Here is a 24,539-nt window from a genome sequence, read left to right as displayed (position 1 = left end):
TAGTCGACGAGCGGCTGCCCTACTCAGATGGCGGGCAGGTCTGGCTGGATTAGGAACGCTGCAGGATCGTTACCGAGCCACGCTGGTTGCCGACCACGGCCAGACCAGGTTCTACCTGTCGTCGGGTCGCGGTACTTCGGAGCCGTCGACATGCGCCTTGAGTTGCGCTTATGCACTTTCTCTTGCAGATCCAGAACGCTGAGATCGAACTCCTTCATCAGTTCCTTGATCTGTCCGATCGCCGCTTCACGTTCGGCTTCGCGAGCGGCGTTGATTTGCGCATCCAGTGCCTTTCGTTGCGCAATTAGGGCTAGGTAACCTGTCGGTTTGGAGTTCATGTTTTCGCTATTTCCTTGTTGCCGGCGCCGGCCGGCGTTTTCCTTGTTGTTACCCTCGCTCGGTCACGCGGTTCCATGACCGGTACTTCCATGGGACCACATCTTCAAGCGCCGTGATCTTTGGATACGGCATATCTGCTTCGTACGTCCCGGTCACGCTGTATGCTGCCGCAATCTTGCGCTCAAGGATCGCCGTGCGTTCCTGCGGCATGAACGCCCACGGAGTTACCGGCCAGCGTGGATTTACACACAGGTCCCGGACCAAAGCTGCCCGAAGCGCGGGCCAATGGGATTTCCACTCCAACAACCGGTTAGCGAGGTCCGACAGCCCGGTGGCGTACGAAATCTCACATAGAAAGACATGCTCTTCACGCAGATTGACTGCAACCGCATCGCAATACCAGTGCGGACCAGTCCGATCAGGATTCGCGCCCGGATTCAACTGAATGCAACATTCCGTGTTTATGAATGTCGCCCGGTCGGCGCGCAAATAGTCGGTCACGACGCCCTGATAGTAGTCCATAGTTTCGCCCGCTTTTTCTAAACCGGTTCATTGGGCAACCACATGAGCGCGCCGTCGCGCTCAGTGCCGGCGATCGCAGTCCACGTCCGGCCGTCTTCGGCGATCGCGATGCAGCCCGGTTGCCAGTGATCGGGGTTCCGCAACTCATTCACCCAGCTCTGCACTTCGCCGTCGAATATCACGACGACTCCACCACGTCCGACGTAACCGCGCTCTTCCCGCCAACGTCGCGCCACTTCGATGGGTTCCATAGCAATCTACCTGCATTCCGTGGTGCAACCCGTAGTACAGCTCCTCATGGTCGTTCATGCTGAGCGGGTTGGAGAGCCACAGTTCCTCGCCAGTCAAGATGTTGCGGAGATTGTCTACCGACGTGTAATGAGCGAGCAGTGGCCGTCTCTGCGGGAGGTGCTTGCTCGCATCGATGTCCGAGTACAAGGACGTGGACAACGCACCAATCAAAGCGTCAGCAGACGTAGTATCAGTATCTGGCATAGGGCAAAATGCAAGCAGTTAGCGGAAGGGGCTCGCGTGGCGCCGGGTTACTGGCGCGGCCACACGCACCTCAGTGCGCATTCGCTTTTCCTGTTTTCCTACCGTCCGGATTGAGAATCGCTCCCGGCCTCACGATCGTTTTCGTGATTCTCGCTTCTTGCGACCACACCCTCCATCTCTACCAGGTCGTTCAATTTGCTCAGCAGATTGGTCGGTTGATAGTTCACGCCGGGTTGCTTACCGAAACTGAATCCCGGAAGCATCGGCGCCACGAGTCCGGTACGCTGCAGTGCGCCGGCGGTCGCAGACACATCTTCCGCCGTTGCGAATACCGAAGGCACTACCTCGTTGATGATCGCCTGCTGCAGATCCTTCACAATCGGGACGGTTAGTTCGTTGCCGTCGTCCGGACGCTGCGCCCAGACGCGATGCATAACGCCGAGCAAGATGACCTCGTCGCGCTTGAGCGAAGCTAGGATATCAGCGTAATAGAGAAATTCGTCTGCGGCTATCGCGGCACCCTTTATCTGCCCCGCGAACACCCCAGCGAGAAGGCGCAGGTTTAGTCGTGCGGCTCCCTCTTGAGCGGAGCGCAGATAGCGATAGACGATCGCGACGCTTTCATCGGACGCGGCCGCTGCCGGACTTATCTCCCCGGCAGCGAGTTCAGCGAACAAGATATCCCGCGCTCGGATAAGACGAGCGTCGAGCAGCCTCTTGAGTGCAAGACCAGCAACGTTCCCGCCAGGCCAACCAGCCAAGCTAAAAACATCCCCAATCAAGGCGGACAGGGTTTCGCTCATTTCCCGTTTTCCTATGCGCCGTCGAACAGATGAGGAAGTTGATCCTGCAAGAACGCGAACTCCAAGCGCGCAACGTTCCGCACGTATCCCAAGACTTCATCGTTCCCACCTTGGTGTGTCGCCAGACAAAGGTAATACTTCCGCTCTTGGTGTTCCGCGTAGACGATCCATTCGCCGGTGAGAGTCGAAGATTCTACGCGGCGTTCATAACTCTCAATTGCGACCGCGTGTAAGAAACTAGCGATTGCTTCCGCCGAAAAACCATCGGCAAATTTCTCTTCGGCGAGTTTCCGCAGTGCACGGCGCCCGTTTACTGCGAGCATGTTGGAAGCCACCATGCTGATCGAACTAGTCGTGAAATGCTTGTGATGCAGTCCCTCCAATGAGCCGCCTACTTTGAATGGTGTACCTGGCTTAGTGCGACTTTCACTGATACCTTCCAGCGCGCAAATCTCACGCATGACATCCTGCGGATCGATTCCAAACACGTCGGCATACAACATGATCTGAAAGGGGACGAGAAGCGAGAAGCGGTTGCTAGCAACTGACTCCAGCCCAATGTCGGCTGCAAATCGAAGTAAAGTGTCTGGGCCAACGAATGTACCGTGGTGTGGCGAGACAAAATAAAGTTGTATAGTAGCAACAATAAAGTTGTATAGTGGCGTCTTTTTTGGGGTATCCGGGCAGTGGGTCGATACCGAGCAACCGAGACACAAGCGGTGCGCGAACGCTTGATCCGTCAGGGACGCGGGCAGGGACACGGTGCCGCCTATCAGCCGTGGATCCGCATCGGCGAATTCCCCAATCGGGGCAATTCGTTTCGTGTGCAATCGCAGCTAACCGGCCGCACACATCACTATCTCTCCAACCTGGAGTATCGGCACCATCTGCTGTGCGAGTATCTGGGGAACGCCATCGACATTCGTGAGCAGTATCCGATCCATCCCATCACGGAAACCCTGGCGCTCGCACACGAGCTTGGCATTGCACACCCGGAATTCGGCGGCCATGCACGCTCCCTTACCACCGACGCGCTGCTAACGATCGACGACGGCCGCACCCGGTGGCAGCTGGCTCGCAGCCTCAAGTACACCCGAGACCTTGTTGATGCCCGGGCGCGCGAAAATCTCGAGCTCGAGCGTCAGGCGTGGCTTATACGTGGCACGCCGTGGGAGCTACTTACCGAGCACGATCTGCCCGAAGTGCTGGGCCAGAATCTGCGATGGCTGCGCGCCTGGGACAAAGATGGCCGGGGTGCACCGTCAGCAGACCTGCAGGGGTATTACCTCGAGTTACTTGCGGAACAATCATTTTTGCGGCCTTTGGGCAAGATCATTGATCGTGTAGCAGAGCAGCTACGCGTCGCGCGGCTGATGGCCATCCATGTCTTCCGGTATCTGGCCTGGCATCGCCTGCTCGAAGTCGATCTGTACACGCCGCTGCACTTGACGAAGCCCCATCCGGCGCTGGCGGCCAACTTCCGAGCCACCACCGCATGACCCGATTGAAGATCAACGCCGTGCTGGTGCCGAACGGCGATTCACCCCTCTCGTCCGCACACCGCATCCTCGCCCGGCGGGGCGACCACCTTGTCCTCTTCAAACTGGAGCCACCGCACGGCAAGCCTTTCGCTGTCCCGCGCGACATGGCCGACAGATGGGTCAGCGAGCATCTTGTGTCGCTCGGTCCCGATCCGTTGCCGGACTACATACGACATGCGGAAAGTGAGATGCCAGCCACTCACAAGGCCAAGCGCGACGCACTCTGGAGCGCGATACACCCGCTTGTCACCCGGGAGAATGCCGACCTGATCCTCGAAGAGGGCGATCGCTGGCGGCTGCTCACGCAGCGAGCCGCCGAAGTCGGCTTCACGGTCGCCTACCTGTACCGGGTGCTGCAGCGCTACTGGCGCTACGGGCAGATTCCTAATGCGCTGCTCCCCGGCTATCCCAACAGCGGCGGCGCCCACAAAACGCGCCGAGTGATCGAGGGCCGGAAACGTGGCCGCCCGCGCAAAGTCCTCGCGGCCGGGCACGATCCCAGCGCCGTCGGCGTGAACGTCACCGCCGACGACCTGAAATTCATCGCACTCTCGATCAAGCTCTATCACCTGCGACGCGGCATGACGCTCAAGGAAAGTTACGACGAGATGATCATGCACCACTACTCGATGCCGGAACTCGTCGACGGCGAAGTGCGCAAGATCCCTTACCCTTCGAACCGCCTGATCCAATTGCACGCGTACCGCTACTGGGCCGCGAGACTCATGGAGGACATGAACCTCCAGAAGGAAGTGCTGAACGACCTTCTGTGGCGCAAGCGCCTGCGCGGTCGAGCAGGCCGCGCCCGCGACACGACAATCGGCCCCGCCGACATCTTCGAAATCGACGCCACAGTCGGTAATTTCTATCTGGTCTCGGAATTTCATCGCAACCATTTGATCGGACGGCCTGTGATCTACTTTGTGGTCGACCGTCGATCGACCATGATTGTTGGACTGCACGTGGGCCTGATCGGGCCGTCGTGGAACGCGGCTCGCATGGCCCTCTATTGCGCGTTCAGCGACAAAGTGAACTTCTGCGCCCAATACGGCATCACCATTTGTGCCGAAGACTGGCCGGCGCAGGAGCTGTGCAATCTGGTTGTCGCCGACAATGCCGAACTCTTGAGCCGTCACGCCGAGCGATCCCTGCAACATCTGCTGCAGATCGATTGCAACATCAATCCGGTCGGCCTGCCGGTTGCCAAGGGAACGGTCGAGAACAAATTTGCAACGGTCAACGAATCTGTCGGCTGGGTGCCTGGGGCATGGAAAGCTCGGGCGCTCGAGCACGATGCGCGGAAAGACCTCGATCTGCGCTGGGATGCAGCTCTGACGCTGCGGGAATTTACTCAGGTGCTCATCGACGAAGTGCTCTTTCACAACAACGCTGTTGCCATCCCGGATCTTCTCACTAAAGACATGATTCAAGCTGGTGTTAAACCGTACCGCCGTGACATCTACCTGTGGGGCTTGGAACACGAGTCGGGCGAACGCGCACGGCATGCCGACCCAGCCACGCTCTACCGCTGCTTGCTCCCCTCGCGACGATGTCCACTGACCGAGAGCGGTTTGAAGGTCGACGACTTGTACTACCTGCCAGAGCGAGGCGACCACGAGCTCCTGCTCGCACGGGCGCGACGGGCCCGTCGGTCCTTCATCGTCCATTACGACGAGAATTGCGTGGACTACGTATATGTCGCCGATCCTGAATCCGGCCACTGGTCGCGCTGGCAACTCAATCTGTCCGCATCGGCCCGATACACCCGCTTGCGGTTCGAGGATATGCTCGAGTTGCGGGCCTCATTGCAGTTCGCCGCTCATGACGCGACCGATTACGAAAACGCACAGAAGTCCGTCAGGAAGCAGCGGCAGCAACGCGTCGTGTCCGGCGCGACATCCGCTAAGCGCGCCGCGCCAAAGCCCGCAACCAACCGGGAATACTTGAATTCGACCAAGGCGAACCGTCAGCGCGAAGTCGCAATGCAGAACGCACTCCAGGCGCAAGCGCCATCTCCACAGGAGAGTTTGGCAGTGCTCGAACGTGAGGCGGCCGCGAAACACCGCAGCCAGATGCGAACCCGGCGCAACAACATCGTTGCGATGCGACGCTCGATCTCCAAACCGGAGAAGAGCTGATGCCACGCCCGCCTCTCATGCAAGCCATCTACCGGCCCACCGGTGTTGCGGCATATGACGGTAATCCTTTGATTGAGGCGCTGCCGCCAATCCGCTCGACAGCCGAGATCGCCTCAATGATCGAGTGGCTACCGCCGGCACCACAGGAGAGCGATCGCGCTACGCCCGCCGAACTCCGTATCCATGCACTGCCGTCGATTCGTAAACTGATCTATCTCCTGCCGGAGTACGGGTTGTACAGCTCGATCTTTTCGGTCGTGCTGCGAGAGGGCTACACGACGCGCAATCCAATGCGCGCCGAAACCTGGCAGCACCTTCACTACGTGAACAATGGCGGGCAGCACGCGTACGGCGTGCCCGAGCCTTCCGCGCATCGCTCGTCCGGGATTCTGTTTTCAGGACTCAGCGGCACAGGCAAGTCGACGTTCGTCAATCGGTTGCTGCAGTTCTATCCTCAAGTGATACAACATACGCGCTACGGCGACCATCAGTTTATTCACCCTCAACTGGTGTGGATCAAGATCGACTGCCCGCACAACGGCTCCCTGTCAGGCCTGGCGCTGCGGTTCTTCGCGGCCGTCGACAAAGCGTTAGGTACCTCATACGCGCGCGCGAATTTCCCGCCAAGCGGACGATCGCCGAAGCTTGCCGTGCTGCTCGAGGAAATGGCAGCTGTGGCGGCGAATCACTTCCTCGGCATGTTGATTATCGATGAGCTGCAGAACTTGAGCCGTGCCAAGACACAAGGAGATGAGGGTTTTTTGACGTTTCTGAGCAGTATGGTCGAGCAAATCGGCGTTCCGATCATTGGCATCGGCACCCCGGGCGTCACCAAGGTGTTTCGCAAGACGCTGCAGGACGCGCGACGCGCGGCGGCAATGGGCTACTACGAGTTTCAACGCTTTGCTGCCGACGAGGACGCGTGGGACGATTTCGTCAGCACGGTCACGCACTACAACTGGACCGAGTATCCAATTCCCGACGACCCGACGTTCCGGGCCGCACTCTACTACCATACACAGGGAATCACGTCGATTGTCATCGCGCTGTTCATCCTCGCGCAATTTCGCTGTTTGGCCGCGGGCGAACAGTTGACGACCGAAACGCTCGAAAGCGTGTCGGTTGCCGAACTCGCCCCACTGCAAGCGGCTTTGCGTGTACTGCGCTCAGGCAGCACCGACGGCATGCAGGAGTTCGACGACCTTGCGACAGACAAAGCATGGGCCGAGGCTGTCGAAAACCTCGATCGTGCGGTTATGGATTTCGCGGCCCGACAGCGACCAAGCAAGCTCTCGGCGAAGCCTGCGAAGAAGGCGGCGATCCGAAAGGGTCAATCCCGTCCCTCCGATGATCCGCGCGATCTACGCAATCTCGAACTGACGCGCAGTCTGCACGAACAGTTGCGCGAGCGGGGGCTCACGCCCGTCAATGTGTTCGCGATGGGCAAAGATGCCGAGCAGGAATAGCTACAATGCGCGCTTGTCGAACCGGCTCTGAACCGGCCGCATCTGACGTCGAATTTCTCGCGTCCGTTGACGCTAACAGTGGTCGCTGGGCCGCCACCCCGTCGCAGGATCATGCACCTCGTAAATCCCATTTCAGATCTGCTTCTCTTTCCCGCCTCATTGCCTGACGAAACACTTGCCTCGCGCGCAGGCCGCTATCACATCATCACCCGCAATCGCACCACGCGCGAGAGCTTTCAACAGCTTGTCGGCAAGCCGCGTGCGGCGCTCACCGATATCGTGCCGCCGGATCTGCCGGCGTTGGCTTCGCGTCTGCCGGGTGATGGTCGCGCCAATCTCGAACAGTTGCTCAGGGAAAACACACTTTATCCTTTCGTGACGCTGTTCGGCGTTTGGCGAGTGCCGGATAATTGGCTCAGCAGTGGGGCAAAAGCTGTGTCCATTCGCCGGCGCACGCTGGGCCTTGCCGGGAAGACGAACCTGTGCGAGCAATGTGTACGAGACGACTTCGAATCGCTGGGCTCGCCGTATGTGCACCGCGCCCATCAGGTGCCTGGCGTCGCCCACTGCTGGCACCATCGCGCCGAGTTGCTCGAGCGATGCCCACATTGCGGTTGTCCCTTCGAACAGCCGCGCGAACTGCTGGAGGTACCGTGGAAGCCCTGTGTGTGCGGGTACCGCCTCGGCAGTGATCTGCCGGCCAATTCTGCCGCGTCGTCGAACTTGGACGCCGTACACAGTTATGCCGTGTTCGTGAAAGACCTGTTGCTCGCCGCCCCCAGCGCCTATTCCCTCTCCATACTCGTCAGCGCATGCACACGGAAACTCCGCGAGCTTGGACTCGGCCGGGGACAACGGGGCATCGATCGGCATGCGGCTACCGCGGCACTGGAAGACTACTACGGCGAAGAGTTCTTGCGGAAAGCAGATCCGGCGTACGCGGCAGGCAAGCGCGGGCAGTGGTTCCGCATGAGCAGCAAAAGCGGCGCGCGCGATGTGCCGCTCGGGCGGCAGTTGCTGACTGCCCATTTTCTCTTTACTGACGCGACTCAGTTTGTCCAAGTACTCGACGCGGCCGCGGCGGATAGTGGCCCAGGCACATCGAAGGTGATCAGCCCGGCCGGCCCGAATTCGAGCAGTTCAGCGCGAAAAGCGAATGATAAGGTCGCCCGCACCATTGATGATCTGCGCCGGATCATGCAGGAGAATCCGCGCTATACATTGGAAGACCTCTGGGCCCGCTATCGTGGCACGCTCTCGCGCTTGCTGAAGTGGGATGCCAGCGCGTTCGAGCAAGTCAGAGCACTGGCGCAGAAGCCCCGCGATCTGCCGCACGCTTCAACACGCGTCGTCTCACCGCATCCGCGCGATGAGGAATTCGCCGAGCGTCTGCGGCAAGCGGCACTCAAGCTCTACGCAAGTACGGAACGGCCGACGAAAATCTCGAAGAGTACCATTGGACGAGCTGCGAAGCTCGCGCACATCGCTTATGCAAACTCGGCCTATCCGCGCAGTACTCGCGTGCTCGACGAATTCGTCGAAAGTCAATGGCACTTCTATGCGCGTCGATATGTGTGGGCGCTCGCGAATTCCTCCACCACGGACGTCTCCACGTCGCGCCTCTTGGAAGATGCCGGTGTCTGGTACTACAAGTTCATCGAACTCGACGCCTACTTCCGCAAGCGTGCGCTCGCACCCGTCGGCCGCCTTCGCGATGGCCAGATTGTCGCTCTGTTATGCGAATATGGCATCGACCTCAAATGGGAAGGCCCGTGCCCGGACAAGACCTTCATGAAATCCGGGCGTGCCTACGTAAAACGAGGGCTTCAGCTGATCGGTGCCACGTCCTCGGCGCCGCAGTACGACGTTTGCTCTGAATCTATCGATAGTTCAGCCTCACCCCCTGTACCGGCCACGCGAAAGCAGGCCTGAGTTAGCCTCGATCGCACTCGATAAATTTTTGAGAGCAACGAGCGCATGCTGATTAAATAGATTTCTACAAACCGCTGTTCCGCTTGTTCGTCGACCTCGCCATCGAGGAGACCGTTCGGGACCACTCGGTGCTCTCGAAGGCCGGGGATCGGCTGCTCAGGCATGTTATCGCACGCCCAGAATTGACCCCGGTCGCGCTGGCAGCCCTGAAGGGCGACAAGACGCTGGCAGAGCTGGCGCAGCAGTACGACGTTCATCCGAACCAGATTACGGACTGGAAGAAGCAGTTGCAGGAGCGCGTGTCGGAAGTGATCGAGACGGGCAAGGCGACGACGGGTGAGCCACCAGTGGACGTCACGGTGCTCCACGCGAAGATTGGCCAGTTGACGCTGGAGAACGATTTTTTAAGCGGAGCGCTCGGCAAGGCGGGGTTGCTGAGCGGAAAGCGATGATCGACCGTGCACACGCGCTGCCGATTGCGCAACAGGCGCGACTTTTGGGCATCGCCCGATCAAGCGTCTACTACCAGCCTCAACCGGTCAGCGAGACGGAACTGAAACTGATGCGCCGCATCGACGAGCTGCATCTTGAGTTCCCGTTTGCGGGAGCGCGCATGCTGGCGCGTCTGCTGCGCCGCGAAGGCTTCAAGGTGGGCCGACGGCACGTGGGCACGCTGATGAAGCGCATGGGCATTGCGGCGCTGTACTGCAAGCCGAACACGAGCCGTCGCGACAAGCAGCACAAGGTCTGGCCATACCTGCTGCGAGGAATGACGATCAACCGCGCCAATCAGGTATGGGCACTCGACACGAGCTATATCCCGATGGCGCGAGGCTTCGTGTACCTCTTTACCTGCCGCCGCTAGCATCGATCGCCTCACGGTCCGCAAAATCGCAAGCTCGATCCACTTGATCAGACCGCAATAGCTCGCCTTAGTCGAGACCGAAGGCATCACAAACAGGCTCCCCCCTCGTCATCAAGCCCCCCCCTTGGCCGTCGCCAACAAGCATCGGTGTTATCCCTACCTCGACACCCTCTTCCTCAAGTACTAATCTTCCATGGAAGACAAAATTTGAGGAGCCAATTCAGGTGGACCTGCCATTGGAACCACAAAGTTGCGCAGGTCAGAGACTTGTCTCTCTCGGGGACAAATCATTGATTCGCGGCAAAGCGTTCGACAGAAGGCTGGCAAAGTCGTAGGCAATAGTGGCAAAAACTCTCTTCGTGGGCCGCGTGGATCTGCACATGTCCGCAAGCAGTTCGACTGCTTGGGTTCACTAACTTGCAGCAAGGCGAGGGCATCCCAGCGATCGAATACCTGGAGACGCCGCGCACGAATTTATTCAAGAGGTTGCAATGAAGCATTTCTCCCGTTTCGCTTGGCATGATGACCTCAAGCTCGGGCACCACACCATGGACGAGATGCACCATGAGTTTGTCGCATGTGTGGACGCGCTGTTGACAGTAGCGGACAGCGACCTTGGCCAAGCGCTTGTTGCATTTTCCGAGCACGCTCGCCGACATTTCGACGAAGAGGATGCCGCCATGCAGGAAACCTCCTATGGCTCAGCCGGGTGCCATATCGATGAGCATGCCGCGGTGTTCAAGTCGATTGATGACGTGCGCGATATGTTAGCTAAAGGGCATACGGAAGTTGTCCGCTCATTTGCTTATGCCTTGATGGATTGGTTTCCCGAGCATGTGCGCGTCATGGACCAGGGCCTCGCACGTTGGCTGAACCAGCGCAAACTCGGCGGCTCTCCAGTGGTCATCCAGCGTTCACGCACCCCCCTCCCAGTCTGAATCTTTTTTTACACATATATATTCCCCGGAAGATATTTAGACGAAAATGAACACCTTGCTGCAAGTAAAAGTCATCGCCAAGACGATGTTGAGCGAAGGCATCGCTGGTTATGACCTCGCCCCCCTTTCCGATGATTCCCTACCGACTTTCGAGGCCGGCGCCCACATCGACGTACACGTTCCTGGCGGGCTGGTTAGGCAATACTCCTTGTACGACTTGCCGACGGAACGCTCGCGCTATCGAATTGGCGTGCTACGCGAGCCACAGTCGCGCGGCGGCTCTACCAAGCTCGTGGATGACATTCAGGAAGGGGACACGCTCGCCATCAGCGCCCCACGCAACCACTTTCCTCTGCATAGTGGCCGCGCCAGTTCCGTGCTCTTCGCTGGAGGCATTGGGATCACGCCCATTCTTTGCATGGCGCAGCAGCTCGCGCGCGAAGGTCAACCCTTTGAAATGCACTATTGCGGTCGCACGCTATCCCGCATGGCGTTCGTTGACCGTCTGAAAACTGAGAGCTTTCGAGATCAGGTCCGCGTATATGCGAATGAAGAGGCCCCAGATCAGAAACTCGACGCATGCTCGGCGATTGGTTCGCCGTCTAGCGACAAGCACTTGTACGTATGCGGCCCGGCCGGTTTCATGGATTACATCCTCGGAACGGCCCGCGAACTCGGCTGGGATGAACAGCATCTGCATCGCGAATACTTCGCGGCCGCACCGATCGATCACACAAGCGATGGCCCGTTCGAGCTGGAGATCAAGAGCAGCGGCAAGATCATTCCCGTCGCCGCTGAACAAAGCGCTGCGCATGCGCTGTTGGACGCGGGATACGACGTGTCACTCTCCTGCGAGCAAGGCGTCTGCGGCAGCTGCATAACCAAGGTGCTTTCCGGTGAGCCGGACCATCGCGATCTTTACCTCACGGACGACGAACACACACGTAACGACTGCTTTACACCCTGCTGCTCGCGCGCCAAGACACGGCGGCTGGTGCTTGATCTTTGACGCTGTTATTCCCTCAAGCCTGAAGAACGCTGAAACAAGGAGACGAACGTGCTGACAAAGCAAGACAACGAACTGATGTGTCAAACCGGCCCAGATACGGCCATGGGCAAAGCCATGCGCCGTTTTTGGTTGCCCGTTATGCAATCCGCAGACTTGCCTGAGCCCAATGGCGACCCGCAGACCATCGAGGTACTGAGCGAACGCTTTGTGGTCTGGCGCGACCAGGAAGGTCGCCCGGGGCTCTACGCAGAAGGCTGCCTGCATCGCGGCGCCTCCATGCAGTTGGCCCGCGCGGAAGGCGACGGCCTGCGCTGCATCTATCACGGCTGGAAGTTCGCCGTGAACGGGGCAGTACTGGAAACGCCCAATGTTCCCGACCCGAAGTTCAAAGATCGCGTCAAAGGCCGAACCTACCCAGTGCGCGAGGCAGGAGGCCTCCTGTGGGCCTATCTAGGGCCTGCAACGGAAGAACCTCCCTTCCCTCATTGGCCGTTCATGGACGAGTCAAGTTCTCACCGCATCAACGCGCGTGCGATCGTCAATTGCAATTTTGTGCAGGTCATGGAAGGGCTCGTGGACTCGTCGCACCTGACCGTTCTTCATGGTTCCGCGCTTGCTCAAACCACCAATTCCGACCTCGACTACGCGGGCAAGATTTCACACATGCAGTTCGACGCGTCGCCCACCATCGAAGCGGACGAAACGGACTTCGGCTTCCACTATGCTGCCATCCGAGAGGCGGGCGACAAGCGTATCGCACGCGTCACCTCGTTCATCACACCATGCTTTATCGCCAATGCGAACGGGGACGTCTGGCTTGCAATCGTACCGATCAACGATGAGCGCTGCAGCTTCTTCCATGTCTGGTGGGACGCAAAAAAGCGCGTTGGTGAAGAGCCACTACGAACGCAGCAACTCGAGTTCGTCGGCCTCGATGACGCGACGCTGCGCAAATACGGCATGACGATCGACACCTGCGACTCGCCTGCAGCGATGTCCCTCACGAACGGCTTTGGCCAGGACCGTGCACGGCAGCGCGCCGGCCACTTCACGGGCCTTGACGGCATCACGCAAGAGGACGCGGCGTGCAGCGTTTCCAGCGGCACGATCCGTGACCGCTCTCATGAGATGTTGTCCACAGCTGATCTCGCCATCAGCCGACTTCAACGCACCTTGCTGACGTGCGCGCGTGCAACTCGCGATCAAAAGGATATTCCGGCGCTCCAAGCGGACGTTGGCCGTGCCGTCGGCGTATCCGGAGAGATCAACGTGAACGAAGACTGGCGGCAACTGGTTCCGCATCACCAGATCGTTTCATCGGCAGGCGTGCGCGCCTAGCCCGTTCAACCACCGAATTTGAGATAGGAGTTCAGATATGTTGAGTCACGAAGACAACGACCTGCTTTGCCGTGTCGGCCCCGGTACGCCCGGCGGCACCCTGATGCGGCGCTTTTGGCACCCTGTATGCACGTCTGCCCAGTTGTCGCAACCTGATTGCACACCGCTGCGCGTGCGGCTGCTCGGTGAAGACTATGTCGCGTTCCGCGACTCGCAAGGTCAGGTAGGCTTCCTGGAGGAGCTGTGTATGCACCGCGGCGCGTCGCTAGCGCTCGGCCGCGTTGAAGAAGGTGGCATCCGCTGCCTCTACCATGGCTGGAAGTTCAGCGCGTTCGGCGACGTGATGGAAACACCGAACCATGCTGATCCGAAGTACACCGCGCGCATGAAGGCACCGGCTTTCCCTGTGCACGAGGAAGGCGGCATCGTTTGGGCTTATGTTGGCCCGAAGGAATTGCAACCGGCGTTCTCGCGCTACGCGTTCATGGATGCGAAGCCGGACCACCGCGTTGTCCTACGCATCAACGTTGCCTGCAATTACCTGCAACTGGTGGAGGGCGGCGAGGACAGTTCTCACGTTGGCGTGCTGCACACCAACATGGCACGGCCAGGCTGGAAGGAAAACGAATTCACGCCCAACCCCGACGTCGTCAACCCTGCCGCCCTGGCCTCAAACGACTTGGAGCCTGCGCTGAAGATCGAAGAAACGGCATTCGGCTTCCACTACGCCGCATTGCGCAAGACCGATGACCCGAAGGTGCGGAACGCACGCGTGGTGCCGTTCATCGTGCCATATGGCCGCATCATTCCCGCGCCGGCGTTCCTCTTTACCGTGCTCGAAGTCCCCGCGGACGACACGCACACGAGCACGTTCCTGATTGTCCACGGCGACTCGCCAATTACCGAAGACAAGATCATCGAACTGCTGGGCCTCGACAACCCGGACTACTACGACCGCAAGAACTGCACCTTCACGGCAAGCTGGGCCAACAACTTTGGCCAGAGCCGCGCACTCATGCAGGAAAGTTGGACCGGCTTGCGCGGTGTCGAGGTGGAGGACGCGACGATCGGTCTTTCTCAAGGCCCTCTGTACGACCGTTCACGCGAGCATCTGGTCCCCGCCGATCAGGCAGTTGTGCGCGTGCGCCGGGTTCTTTTGGAATCGGTCAAGCGCGCCTCGCAGAACCAGCAACCGGCCGCCCTCGGGCTAGACCTGACCGGTGTAAGCGCTTGCGACACGCAGGTCGAAGATGGCATCGCTTGGCAAGACCTGGTGCCCTCTCATCGCCAAACCGAGAGTGCATAAGGAGAACACCGTGACGACTCATTGCAACAACGTCACTCCCGACTACCTGTCCCTCCTTCGACTCGACGGCAAAGGGTTTATTGTGCTTGGGGCTGGTCAAGGGATCGGCGAACAGACGGTCTACGCGCTCGCCCAAGCGGGTGCACGCGTATTGTGTGTCGATGTGGACGAACAGCTCGCCCGAAACATTGCGGAAAAGGTGGGCGGCGTACCGTGTGCTGCTGACGCGACATCGCGCGCCGACATGCAGCGCGTCTTTGACACCGCACGCCAACACTTTGGCCACATCCATGGCGTGGTCGACATCATCGGGGTTGCGGGCCTCAAGCCTCTAGCGGAGTTTGACGATACTGCTTGGAACCAGCAGTTCGACATCGTCGTACGCCACGCCTATCTGGCAGTTCAGATCGGTGGCGAAATCATGAAGGCTGACGGCGGTGGCGTTTTTGCGTTTGTCGGATCGCTCGCTGGTGACCTCGTGGTACCGAACGAGGTCGTCTACGCGGCATCGAAGGCAGCGTTGCACCATTTTGTCCGTGCCGCAGCGATCGAGTACGCACGCTACAACATCCGCATCAACGCCGTATCTCCCGGCTTCGTACGCACACCGCGGCTGAACCAGCGCCTCAATGAAGCGACCTGGAACAACGTCGGCCAGGCAATTCCGATCGGCCGCGCCGCGACGCCGGCGGAGATCGCCAGCCACCTGCTGTTCCTCGCTTCGGACCTGAGCGCCCATATGGTCGGAGAGATTGTCAATGTTGACGGAGGTCTGGGTGTCATAGCCGCGGTTCCGAAAATCACTTTCGCTCCCTCGGCGACTCCGACTCCATGAAAACGATGAAATCTCCTGTCCCAGAAGACCAAATCCACCCCTCTCTGCGCGCCATGGCGGCGGAAGCTGCATCCAAACCAAGCATGGCTGGAGTGAGCCCCAAGGAAGCCAGAGCCGCCATTGCGGCGCGCACTGCCGCCCGCGCGCCCGGCCCCCATGTCGACAGGGTATTGGATCTCTGCGTCCCTGGGCCCGCGGGCGATATCCCTGTCCGCATCTACCACCCGAAGGACGCGACCGGTGTGGTGATGGCATTCCATGGCGGCGGATGGCTGATGGGCAACATTGACAGCTTCGACGCGGTATGCCGAAACCTTGCCAACGATTCCGGACTTGCGGTCGTCAACGTGGACTATCGCCTGGCCCCCGAGCATCCCTTCCCCGCCGCGCTCGAGGACGCATGGGCGGCAACCTGCTGGGTCGCGGCCCACGGTCCTGAACATGGACTGCCGGCTGCACGCATGGCAGTGTTCGGCGAATCAGCCGGTGGCAACCTTGCCGCAGTGGTCTGCCTACTCGCACGAAGCCATGAGGGCCCGCGCCTTCTAGCCCAAGCCCTGGTATATCCCGCCACGGATGCCCGTCTGCAGGCCGAATCCCTGTCGGCCTATGCCGAAGGATTCATGCAGCGCAAAGCCGACGTCGAGTACGCGTTTCACACATATGCGCTCAACCACGGTGTATCGCCGTCCACGTGGAAGCTCTCACCGCTTCTGGCAGACAGCCATGCCGACCTGCCCCCTGCACTAGTCATCACAGCGGAGTGTGACGCAGTCCGCGACGATGGTGAAGCGTACGCCGTGAAACTGGCGGACGCCGGTGTGCCCACGACATGCGTGCGTTATCAGGGCATGTTGCATACCTTTTATAGCATGCGCGGCCAGGTCGATGCGGCAGCTGTTGCTCAGCAGCAAGTCGCCGGCATGCTGCGCTCAGCGATCAGCGCTGTTTAGGTGCCTTCATCACCAGCCCCCCGTGGGCGGCCGGTCAAAAGCAAACCTTCACTGGCCGGCCGCCTGAATCATTGGGAGTCTCGTGAATAAAAGGAGCCGCTTTGGACGTCAGGAAAATCCTTGGGCGATCTTGTCGAGCGCTTTGCATTGGGGGTGACTCAATCCTGAGAAAAGACAATTTGGGGGATGTAGTGCTGTTTGGGGTCCCCTTTATTTTGCAGCGGTTTACAAGGATAGGTCGATCTCGATCCGACAAGGCATAGCATTCCGCCCCTAAAACATTATCTCACTAAATCAAAGGGTTGCTGTCTGGCCCGTCGTGGCGCGTGGAGTCCTTCTTTGGTGCGCTGGCGGGCTGCCGATCGATACGAAGATACAGCTCACGCTATCTCGCGCAAAACGGGGCGCGATTGATTCAGGTCGGCCGCGTGGCGGGCACGGCCCGCGTGCGCTATCGGATTCCGGGACGCCGATCGCGATCGTCTGTCAGTGCATGGCCCGGCCGGTGTCGGAATTTCCTGACACGGCAAGCCCGTGTCGGACAAGCCTTATTTGTAGATGAACACAATTTACGTACAATGGCGGAGGTCAGCGGGCTGGTACCGCTGCAACTAACAAACGCAATTGCGCTGACCTTCCAAGGAAGCAGGACACATGAGCACCTCGGCCGCGAAGGATTCCTCACCCACCCGTATCCACAAGAAGTCTGCCGCAGCTGCTGAATTGGACACGAGTCGTAAGCCACGCGTGCTCGGAAGCAGTCACATTGAGCTTGTCACGCTGCAATGGCAGCGCGAACGAAGCGATCTCGATCTATCCAACTTCCTGCTCGCCATCTATTTCATGCGGCTGGGTACGATGGTTGAACAGTCGTTCGATCGGATGTGTCAACGCATGTGGGGAATCAGCGGCTCAGATATGCGCGTGCTGCTCGCACTCCGTCGGGGTGGCCCCCCATATGCAAAACGCCCAACAGACCTATACCGTGCCTTGATCGTGACTTCGGGGGCGATTACCAAAAAAATCGACCGCCTTGCGACGCATGGCATGGTAGAGCGCATGGTCGACCCAGGCCACGCGGGCGGTTTTATCGTCCACCTGACAAAGAAAGGACTGGAGGTTGTCGAACACGCTGTCGTAAAGCTTGCCGAAGAGTCCTCCATCGGGCCTGCAATGGCACACTTTTCCGACGCCGAACGTGCCTCCGGCGCCGAATTTTGCCTTCGTACGTTGGCCTTGATGGAGGAATTGGTGCTTCCCTCGTTGGAAGAGACCGAAACTGAGTCGCCAAAAACCCGGGCGAAGACCATTCGGCGCTCGCGACAAAGCCGCTAAACGGTTCCAGCGGAATTGTGTGGTGTCACGGCACAGCAGTCATAGCTGTATAGATGCAATTCCGGCTCAGGCTGCATTTGCACGGCATCAGAACACCATCAACAAAAGCACCGCGTAGCGGGTAATACCGTTCAGTTAAGGCAAAAAAGGCCGCATCGATCGACGTCAGGGGCGGCCTTTTTACATGTTGTTGACTCAGTTCGCGTTGTGGCGAGCCAGCCAAGTGACGCTTGACTGAACGGCATCACCGCGTAGCAGGCGGTTATGAAACAAGCCCCCGCTACGCGAGCAACTGGTGAAAGCGACGATCGCCCTCCTTCCCTTCACTCCGTCGTGTGCCAGCGCGGCGCCCTTTTTTCAAGGAACGCGTTCACACCTTCGCGCTGGTTGGGATCATCAAAAAGATCCACAAACCGCTCGCGCTCAACCGATAACGCTGCAGCTCTCGGGACCCCATTGCGCGCTTGATGAATCAGTTGTTTGCTGTACGAAACTGCCGTCGGACTCAGCTTCGTTACGCGAATTGCCATTTCGATAGCCGCCTCGCTTGCCGTGCCCGATTCAACGACTTCTTCCACCAGACCGATCCGAAGGGCCGTTTCAGCACTGACTCGCTCGCCAGTCAGAATCATTCGCTTTGCCCAGCCCTCACCAACCAGCCATGGCAAGGTCTGCGTTCCACAACCTGCCGGCAATACACCGACCGCCGTTTCAGGCAGCGCCAAAACAGCATGCTTCTCGGCAATGCGAATATCGCAAGAGAGTGCACATTCCAGTCCGCCACCCATCGCATATCCGTTAATCGCGGCGATGACCACTGGGCGCGCGTTCTGCAGCGCCTCGAACGCCGCGCCGAAGCGCGCCACAGCCATCCGGGCGACCTCGCGATTACCATCGGCGAACATGTTCAAGTCGGCGCCAGCACTGAAGAATTTTTGTCCGTCGCCACAGATCACTATCGCTCGCACCGTAGCTTGAGCATTCAAGGCACCGATCATGTCCTGCAATTGCGAAAGACCCTCAGGGGTAAAGGCATTCGCAGGTGGCCGCTTCAGTGTGATTAATGCGATTGATCGTTCCCCAGCGTGATCACGATATTCCAACTCGACCATCTATACCTCCCTTTCGTAAGTCGAACATGGGCGACTTAGACAATTGCAGTCTTTCCGACGCCGGTTTTCTTGGCTCGCCATACCTGCGTCACAAGCTCAGGATTTCTCTCGGGCTGCCTGACGTAGGAACAGCGCCTTACCAGCCCGGGATGCATATGGGCGCCCGATCGCCTCAGAGACAAAAGCGCCGGCTTGCACCACTTGGGCGAGATCGATACCGGTTTCGATGCCCATACCGTGAAGCATGTACAGCAGATCCTCGGTGGCCACATTGCCCGTCGCACCTTTGGCGTATGGGCAGCCGCCCAAGCCTGCAACCGATCCATGGAAGATGCGCACACCCACTTGCAGGCTGGCCAAGATGTTCGCCAGCGCTTGGCCATACGTATCGTGGAAATGGCCGGCCAGGCGTTCATGCGGAAAAACCTGTGCCGCGGCCTCCATCACGGCTTGCGTACGCACGGGCGTGCCCACGCCAATGGTGTCCGCGATGTCAATTTCGTCGCAACCGAGATCTCGCATGCGGCGGACCACATCGACAACTTTTTCGAGCGGAATCTCGCCCTCATAAGGGCAACCGAGTGCACACGAGATACTCGCACGCAGTCGCATGCCTGCCGCCTTAGCTGCGGCTGCCACCGGCACGAAACGCTCGATCGACTCGGCCACCGAGCAATTGATGTTGCGCTGGGAGAACGCCTCGCTTGCTGCACCAAATATCACGGCCTCACCGGCACCTGCCGCCAAGGCAGCTTCGAAGCCCTTCATGTTAGGCGTCAGCGCCGAATAGAGAGTACTAGGCCAGCGCTGGATTGCCCCCATGACCTCGGCACCGTCCGCCATCTGTGGCACCCACCTGGGCGACACGAAAGAAGCGGCCTCAACGTTGGCGAAACCTGCGGCACTCAGTCGATCGACCAAGGCGACTTTGATTGCTGTCGGAACGGGACTGACCTCGTTCTGCAGACCGTCACGTGGGCCCACTTCTACGATCTTTACCTTTCCAGAAATCGGAAAAGCCTGCGCGGCATGGAGGCTCATGTCAGATGCCCTCCTGTTTGAGGGCCACGAGTTGCGCCCCGTCCTGGACCTGATCGCCCACCGCGTACAACACCTCTTCCACGATCCCGTTAGTAGGAGCCGTCAGGGTATGTTCCATCTTCATGGCTTCCATGACGATCAGTGCGTCGCCCTTGCTGATGGTCGCCCCGGCGTCGACCATAACGGCGATAATGCGTCCCGGCATCGGGGCGGCCAGCTTGCCTCCCTCGGCTTCAGCGTCACCAGCATGGGAGAGCGGGTCCACCCACTCCAGCGTCCACCGTCCTTCGCTGCCAAAGATATGCAGCGTGTTGCCATCGATATGGCAGGCCCCCTTCACTGTATGGTCACCCAAATCCACCGCGTACGCCTCGTCGCGGAAAGATGCGCAAATCGGCAACGTCTGGCCCATGAAATCTAGCCACTGACGGTCCGCTTCATTTCGTATGCTGACTTCGATTTCGCCATCCGGGGTGCGCAGCCGATAGACCGTCCGGCCAGCGCCGTTCAGCCGCCAGGCACCAACGTGTGCCCAAGGTGAGTGTCGATCCACCTTGCTGATGCGACGCTGGCGCGCATCACGTTCGAGCAGCGCCGCTACGGCCAACGCAATGGTGTCGATGCCAACAGGTTCGGGCGAAGGGAAAAGCTCCCGCTCGTTGCGCTCGATCAGACCGGTATCGAGGTCTGCCGTGCGGAAAGCCTGCGACCCCACCAGCCGCTGCAGGAAGGCAACGTTGGTGGACAACCCCACTACGTGATACGCGTCCAATGCCTGGCGCATACGGGCCAGTGCCTCGTCACGGTCTTTACCCCAGACAATCAGCTTAGAGATCATCGGGTCATAGAACGGGCTGATGGTGTCGCCTTCACGCACGCCACCGTCGATACGCACCCCAGCAGGACCATCGGCGTCGCCACCACGCATGAACTGCACGGCAGCTGGCGTACGCAGGTAGCGCAGCGTGCCGGTGGACGGAAGGAACTGCTTATCGGGGTTCTCAGCGTAGATGCGCGCCTCCAGCGCGTGGCCGTTGATACGCAACTGTGCCTGCGTCAGAGGCAGCGACTCGCCGACCGCCACGCGCAATTGCCATTCAACCAGGTCTTGCCCCGTGATCATTTCGGTCACCGGGTGCTCCACCTGTAGGCGCGTGTTCATCTCCATGAAGTAGAACGAGCCGTCCTGATTGGCAATGAACTCCACGGTGCCCGCACCGACGTAACCGACCGCGCGTGCGGCATTGACTGCTGCCTCACCCATCGCACGGCGACGCTCCTCCGTCATGCCGGGGGCTGGTGCCTCTTCCAACACCTTCTGGTGACGACGCTGCACCGAGCAATCGCGCTCGAACAGATAGACGCAGTTACCAAACGTGTCCGCAAACACCTGGATCTCGATATGGCGCGGACGCGTCAGGTATTTCTCTACCAGCACTTTGTCGTCGCCAAAGCTGGCCGACGCCTCGCGCTTGACCGAAATCAGCGCGGCATCGAATACTTCGCCAGAGTCCACGACGCGCATGCCCTTGCCCCCCCCGCCTGCGCTGGCTTTGAGCAGCACCGGATAGCCAATGCGTTCGGCCTCTCGACGCAGCAGTGCCGGATCCTGGTCTTCGCCGTGATAGCCCGGGACGAGCGGCACCGATGCCTTCTCCATTAGCTGCTTTGCCGCGCTCTTGCTCCCCATGGCGTGGATAGCCGAAGCCGGCGGCCCGATGAAGACCAGCCCCGCGTCAGCACAAGCCTGGGCAAACTCCTCGTTCTCGGAAAGGAAGCCGTAGCCGGGGTGGACGGCCTGTGCTCCAGTAGCCTTGGCTACCTCGATGATGCGATCCGCACGCAGGTAGCTTTCACGTGCAGCAGCGCCGCCGATGTGTACCGCCTCATCGCAGAGGGCAACGTGGCGCGCGCCTGCATCGGCATCCGAATAGACAGCGACGGTGTGGATACCCAGCCGACGGCAGGTGGCCGCCACGCGGCATGCAATTTCACCGCGGTTGGCGATCAGAATCTTGTTGAACATTGTCTCTCCGTGGATTGTGTCGAACGGATGAGGCGCGATCGCATTCCGGCACCGCAGGTCATCCTGGCAAGACCGGCATGCAGTTGATCTGCGATTCGCTATATGCCTCGTATGGCCGTTTATGTCGGTTTCCAGCCCGGCGAGCGCTTCTCCAAGAAAGCGCGCACGCCTTCGCGCCCTTCGTCGGACGCTCGAATTCGGGCGATCCGCTCAGCGGTATCAGTCAAGAGTTCGTCCTTGATGGGCTGCCCCACCACCTCTGCGACGAGCCGCTTGCTCTCGCGCACGGCGTTTGGACTGTTTGCCACAAGTGCCGCCACGATCGACTCAACCTTGGCGTCCAGCGCGTCAGCAGCGACAGACTCATGCGCGAGGCCCAGCCGGTGTGCTTCGGCGGCATTGAAGCGCTCGGCTGTGACGAAATAGCGACGGGACGCCTGCTCGCCCAGGGCTCTGACCACATATGGGCTAATGGTCGCCGGGATCAGACCAAGCTTGGCCTCCGACAAGCAAAAGTTAGCTGCCTCCGCTGCAACCACCACATCGCAGGCAGCAACAAGCCCAACGCCACCGGCATACGTATCACCGTGCACGCGTGCCACCACAGGCTTCGGGCACGCATAGATGACGCGCAGCATCTCAGCCAGGCGCAGGGCATCGGCGCGGTTTTCGTCATCGGAATAGCCTGCCATCTTCTTCATCCAGTTCAGGTCGGCACCCGCACAGAATGCGGGCCCATTGCCGGCGAGCACGATCACGCGCACCGTGTCGGTCGAGCCAAGCGAACCGAAAGCCTCTGTCAACTCGGCAATCACGGTCTCGTTGAAGGCATTGCGCACCTCTGGGTGATTCAGCGTGACCGTAGCGATATGCTGGGCGAGGGTGACGGTAAGCGTAGTGAAGTCCATGGCAGTGCTACTTGTGTGCTGAGGGTTCCAATACCGCGAGCCGCCTTACATGCGGAACACTCCGAAGTTCATGTCGCCAATCGGCGCATTCAGGCTGGCCGACAGGCCCAGGCCCAGCACGCTGCGCGTGTCAGCCGGGTCGATCACGCCGTCGTCCCACAGGCGGGCGCTGGCGTAGTACGGGTGGCCCTGGCGTTCGTACTGCTCGCGGATCGGCGCCTTGAAGGCGGCTTCCTCATCCGCGCTCCACTGGCCGCCCTTGGCTTCGATGCCGTCACGGCGCACGGTGGCGAGCACGCTGGCTGCCTGCTCACCGCCCATCACCGAGATGCGCGCGTTCGGCCACATCCACAGGAAGCGCGGCGAATACGCGCGCCCGCACATGCCGTAATTGCCCGCGCCAAACGAGCCGCCGATGATGACCGTTAACTTGGGCACCTGCGCGGTGGCCACCGCCGTCACCATCTTCGCGCCGTTTTTGGCGATGCCTTCGTTCTCGTATTTGCGGCCGACCATGAAGCCCGTGATGTTCTGCAGGAACACCAGCGGGATCTTGCGCTGGCAGCACAGCTCGATGAAGTGCGCGCCCTTGAGCGCGGCTTCCGAGAACAGGATGCCGTTGTTGGCGATGATGCCGACCGGGTAACCCCAGATGCGGGCGAAGCCGCACACCAGCGTGGTGCCGTAGCGTGCCTTGAATTCATCGAAACCCGAGTCGTCAACGATGCGGGCGATGACCTCGCGCACGTCGAACGGTTTGCGCGTGTCTGCCGGGATCACGCCGTACAGCTCTTCCGCCGGAAAGCGCGGTTCGACCGGCGCATGGATCTGCACCTGGTCCGGCTTGCGGCGGTTCAGGTGCGCGACGATGTTGCGGGCCTGCGCCAACGCGTGCGAATCGTTGTTGGCGAAGTAGTCCGCCACACCCGACAGGCGCGTGTGCACATCGGCACCGCCCAAGTCTTCGGCGCTCACCACTTCACCCGTGGCAGCCTTTACCAGCGGCGGGCCGGCCAGGAAGATCGTGCCCTGCTCCTTGACGATGATCGACTCGTCGCTCATGGCCGGCACATATGCACCGCCGGCCGTGCACGAACCCATCACCACCGCGATCTGCGGAATGCCCTTGGACGACAGGTTGGCCTGGTTGTAGAAGATGCGGCCGAAGTGGTCACGGTCGGGGAACACGTCATCCTGGTTCGGCAGGTTGGCGCCGCCCGAGTCGACCAGGTAGACGCAGGGCAGGTTGTTCTGCTCGGCGATCTCCTGCGCGCGGATGTGCTTCTTCACAGTCATCGGGTAATACGTGCCGCCCTTGACCGTGGCGTCGTTGCAGACGATCACGCACTCCTGCCCCGAGATGCGGCCGATGCCGGTAATGATGCCGGCGCCCGGCGCCGCGTCGTCGTACATGCCATACGCCGCCAGTTGCGAGAACTCCAGGAACGGTGTGCCGGGGTCGAGCAGTTGCTGCACGCGGTCGCGCGGTAGCAGCTTGCCGCGCGCGAGGTGCTTGGCGCGGGCGTCGCCACCGCCGCCCTGGGCGATGCGGGCGACCTTGTCGCGAAGGTCGGCGACGAGGGTGCGCATGGCATCGGCGTTGGCCTTGAACGCCTCAGAACGAGGTTTTTTTTTTC

Annotated in this window: 21 protein-coding genes and 1 pseudogene; 12 read left to right on the top strand and 10 right to left on the bottom strand. The window is 60.0% G+C overall.

The features are described from left to right. Window positions 1-23: 23 nt before the first annotated feature. The 5 genes from G3N94_RS01395 to G3N94_RS01375 all read right to left on the bottom strand — a co-directional run bounded on the left by G3N94_RS01395 (window position 24) and on the right by G3N94_RS01375 (window position 2,662). Window positions 24-338 (bottom strand): H-NS histone family protein, encoded by a 315-nt coding sequence (locus G3N94_RS01395; RefSeq protein ID WP_205790228.1) that lies wholly within the window; start codon window positions 336-338, stop codon window positions 24-26. Between the two features lie 49 nt (window positions 339-387). Beyond that, a complete protein-coding gene (locus G3N94_RS01390) occupies window positions 388-861 on the bottom strand; it encodes a hypothetical protein (protein WP_205790226.1) in 474 nt (157 codons plus the stop codon). A 17-nt stretch (window positions 862-878) separates the two neighbouring features. Next, window positions 879-1,112, bottom strand: a complete 234-nt coding sequence (locus tag G3N94_RS01385) for a hypothetical protein (protein ID WP_205790224.1) — start codon at window positions 1,110-1,112, stop codon at window positions 879-881. Window positions 1,113-1,454: 342 nt separating this feature from the next. After that, window positions 1,455-2,159, bottom strand: a complete 705-nt coding sequence (locus tag G3N94_RS01380) for a hypothetical protein (RefSeq protein WP_205790223.1) — start codon at window positions 2,157-2,159, stop codon at window positions 1,455-1,457. Window positions 2,160-2,170: 11 nt separating this feature from the next. After that, entirely contained in the window at window positions 2,171-2,662 is a 492-nt protein-coding gene (locus tag G3N94_RS01375) for a hypothetical protein (RefSeq protein WP_205790222.1), read from the bottom strand. Window positions 2,663-2,878: 216 nt separating this feature from the next. Here G3N94_RS01375 and G3N94_RS01370 point away from each other — a divergent pair, with 216 nt between their 5' ends. From G3N94_RS01370 to G3N94_RS01310, 12 genes and pseudogenes are all read left to right on the top strand, one after another. After that, entirely contained in the window at window positions 2,879-3,658 is a 780-nt protein-coding gene (locus G3N94_RS01370) for a TnsA endonuclease N-terminal domain-containing protein (RefSeq protein ID WP_205790221.1), read from the top strand. Further along, window positions 3,655-5,838, top strand: a complete 2,184-nt coding sequence (locus tag G3N94_RS01365) for a hypothetical protein (protein WP_205790216.1) — start codon at window positions 3,655-3,657, stop codon at window positions 5,836-5,838. The genes G3N94_RS01370 and G3N94_RS01365 overlap by 4 nt, the downstream gene beginning before the upstream one ends. 17 nt (window positions 5,839-5,855) lie before the next feature. Beyond that, window positions 5,856-7,304, top strand: coding sequence for an ATP-binding protein (locus G3N94_RS01360; protein ID WP_205790214.1), 1,449 nt, complete (start codon window positions 5,856-5,858; stop codon window positions 7,302-7,304). A 111-nt stretch (window positions 7,305-7,415) separates the two neighbouring features. Then, on the top strand, window positions 7,416-9,236 hold the full coding sequence (locus G3N94_RS01355; protein ID WP_205790212.1) for a TniQ family protein: 1,821 nt from the start codon (window positions 7,416-7,418) through the stop codon (window positions 9,234-9,236). A gap of 152 nt (window positions 9,237-9,388) precedes the next feature. Then, window positions 9,389-10,083, top strand: a pseudogene (locus tag G3N94_RS42105) (IS3 family transposase); the annotation flags it as partial. A gap of 509 nt (window positions 10,084-10,592) precedes the next feature. Next, window positions 10,593-11,039 (top strand): hemerythrin domain-containing protein, encoded by a 447-nt coding sequence (locus tag G3N94_RS01340; RefSeq protein WP_205790206.1) that lies wholly within the window; start codon window positions 10,593-10,595, stop codon window positions 11,037-11,039. Window positions 11,040-11,085: 46 nt separating this feature from the next. Continuing rightward, the gene (locus tag G3N94_RS01335) at window positions 11,086-12,048 is read left to right on the top strand and encodes a PDR/VanB family oxidoreductase (RefSeq protein WP_205790200.1); all 963 of its coding nucleotides are present in this window, start codon (window positions 11,086-11,088) and stop codon (window positions 12,046-12,048) included. Between the two features lie 48 nt (window positions 12,049-12,096). Further along, window positions 12,097-13,386 carry a Rieske 2Fe-2S domain-containing protein gene (locus G3N94_RS01330; protein WP_205790198.1) on the top strand — a complete coding sequence of 430 codons (1,290 nt, stop codon included), beginning with the start codon at window positions 12,097-12,099 and terminating at the stop codon, window positions 13,384-13,386. 37 nt (window positions 13,387-13,423) lie between these two features. Beyond that, window positions 13,424-14,692, top strand: coding sequence for a Rieske 2Fe-2S domain-containing protein (locus G3N94_RS01325; RefSeq protein WP_205790192.1), 1,269 nt, complete (start codon window positions 13,424-13,426; stop codon window positions 14,690-14,692). Window positions 14,693-14,702: 10 nt separating this feature from the next. After that, a complete protein-coding gene (locus tag G3N94_RS01320) occupies window positions 14,703-15,527 on the top strand; it encodes an SDR family oxidoreductase (protein WP_205790185.1) in 825 nt (274 codons plus the stop codon). Beyond that, complete coding sequence (locus tag G3N94_RS01315; protein WP_241021491.1) at window positions 15,524-16,480, top strand: alpha/beta hydrolase; 957 nt, start codon at window positions 15,524-15,526, stop codon at window positions 16,478-16,480. Before G3N94_RS01320 ends, G3N94_RS01315 begins: the two co-directional genes overlap by 4 nt. Window positions 16,481-17,134: 654 nt before the next feature. Continuing rightward, the gene (locus tag G3N94_RS01310) at window positions 17,135-17,815 is read left to right on the top strand and encodes a MarR family transcriptional regulator (protein WP_241021490.1); all 681 of its coding nucleotides are present in this window, start codon (window positions 17,135-17,137) and stop codon (window positions 17,813-17,815) included. Window positions 17,816-18,138: 323 nt separating this feature from the next. On the opposite strand, the gene G3N94_RS01305 is transcribed toward G3N94_RS01310, so the two are convergent. From G3N94_RS01305 to G3N94_RS01285, 5 genes are all read right to left on the bottom strand, one after another. After that, the gene (locus tag G3N94_RS01305) at window positions 18,139-18,927 is read right to left on the bottom strand and encodes an enoyl-CoA hydratase (protein WP_205790183.1); all 789 of its coding nucleotides are present in this window, start codon (window positions 18,925-18,927) and stop codon (window positions 18,139-18,141) included. 96 nt (window positions 18,928-19,023) lie between these two features. Next, window positions 19,024-19,968: a hydroxymethylglutaryl-CoA lyase gene (locus G3N94_RS01300; protein WP_205790181.1), complete on the bottom strand. Its 945-nt coding sequence runs from the start codon at window positions 19,966-19,968 to the stop codon at window positions 19,024-19,026. A gap of 1 nt (window position 19,969) precedes the next feature. After that, window positions 19,970-21,994 (bottom strand): acetyl/propionyl/methylcrotonyl-CoA carboxylase subunit alpha, encoded by a 2,025-nt coding sequence (locus G3N94_RS01295; protein WP_205790179.1) that lies wholly within the window; start codon window positions 21,992-21,994, stop codon window positions 19,970-19,972. Window positions 21,995-22,113: 119 nt separating this feature from the next. Continuing rightward, a complete protein-coding gene (locus G3N94_RS01290; protein WP_205790177.1) occupies window positions 22,114-22,902 on the bottom strand; it encodes an enoyl-CoA hydratase/isomerase family protein in 789 nt (262 codons plus the stop codon). A gap of 45 nt (window positions 22,903-22,947) precedes the next feature. Continuing rightward, a partial coding sequence (locus G3N94_RS01285) for a carboxyl transferase domain-containing protein (RefSeq protein WP_205790175.1) occupies window positions 22,948-24,539 on the bottom strand: 1,592 nt, incomplete at its 5' end.

The organism is Burkholderia sp. Ac-20353 (genome assembly GCF_017104785.1).
Taxonomy (GTDB): Bacteria; Pseudomonadota; Gammaproteobacteria; order Burkholderiales; family Burkholderiaceae; genus Burkholderia.
The sequence above is the reverse complement of the archived record's forward strand: the minus strand, read 5'-3'. Positions and strand labels throughout refer to the sequence as shown.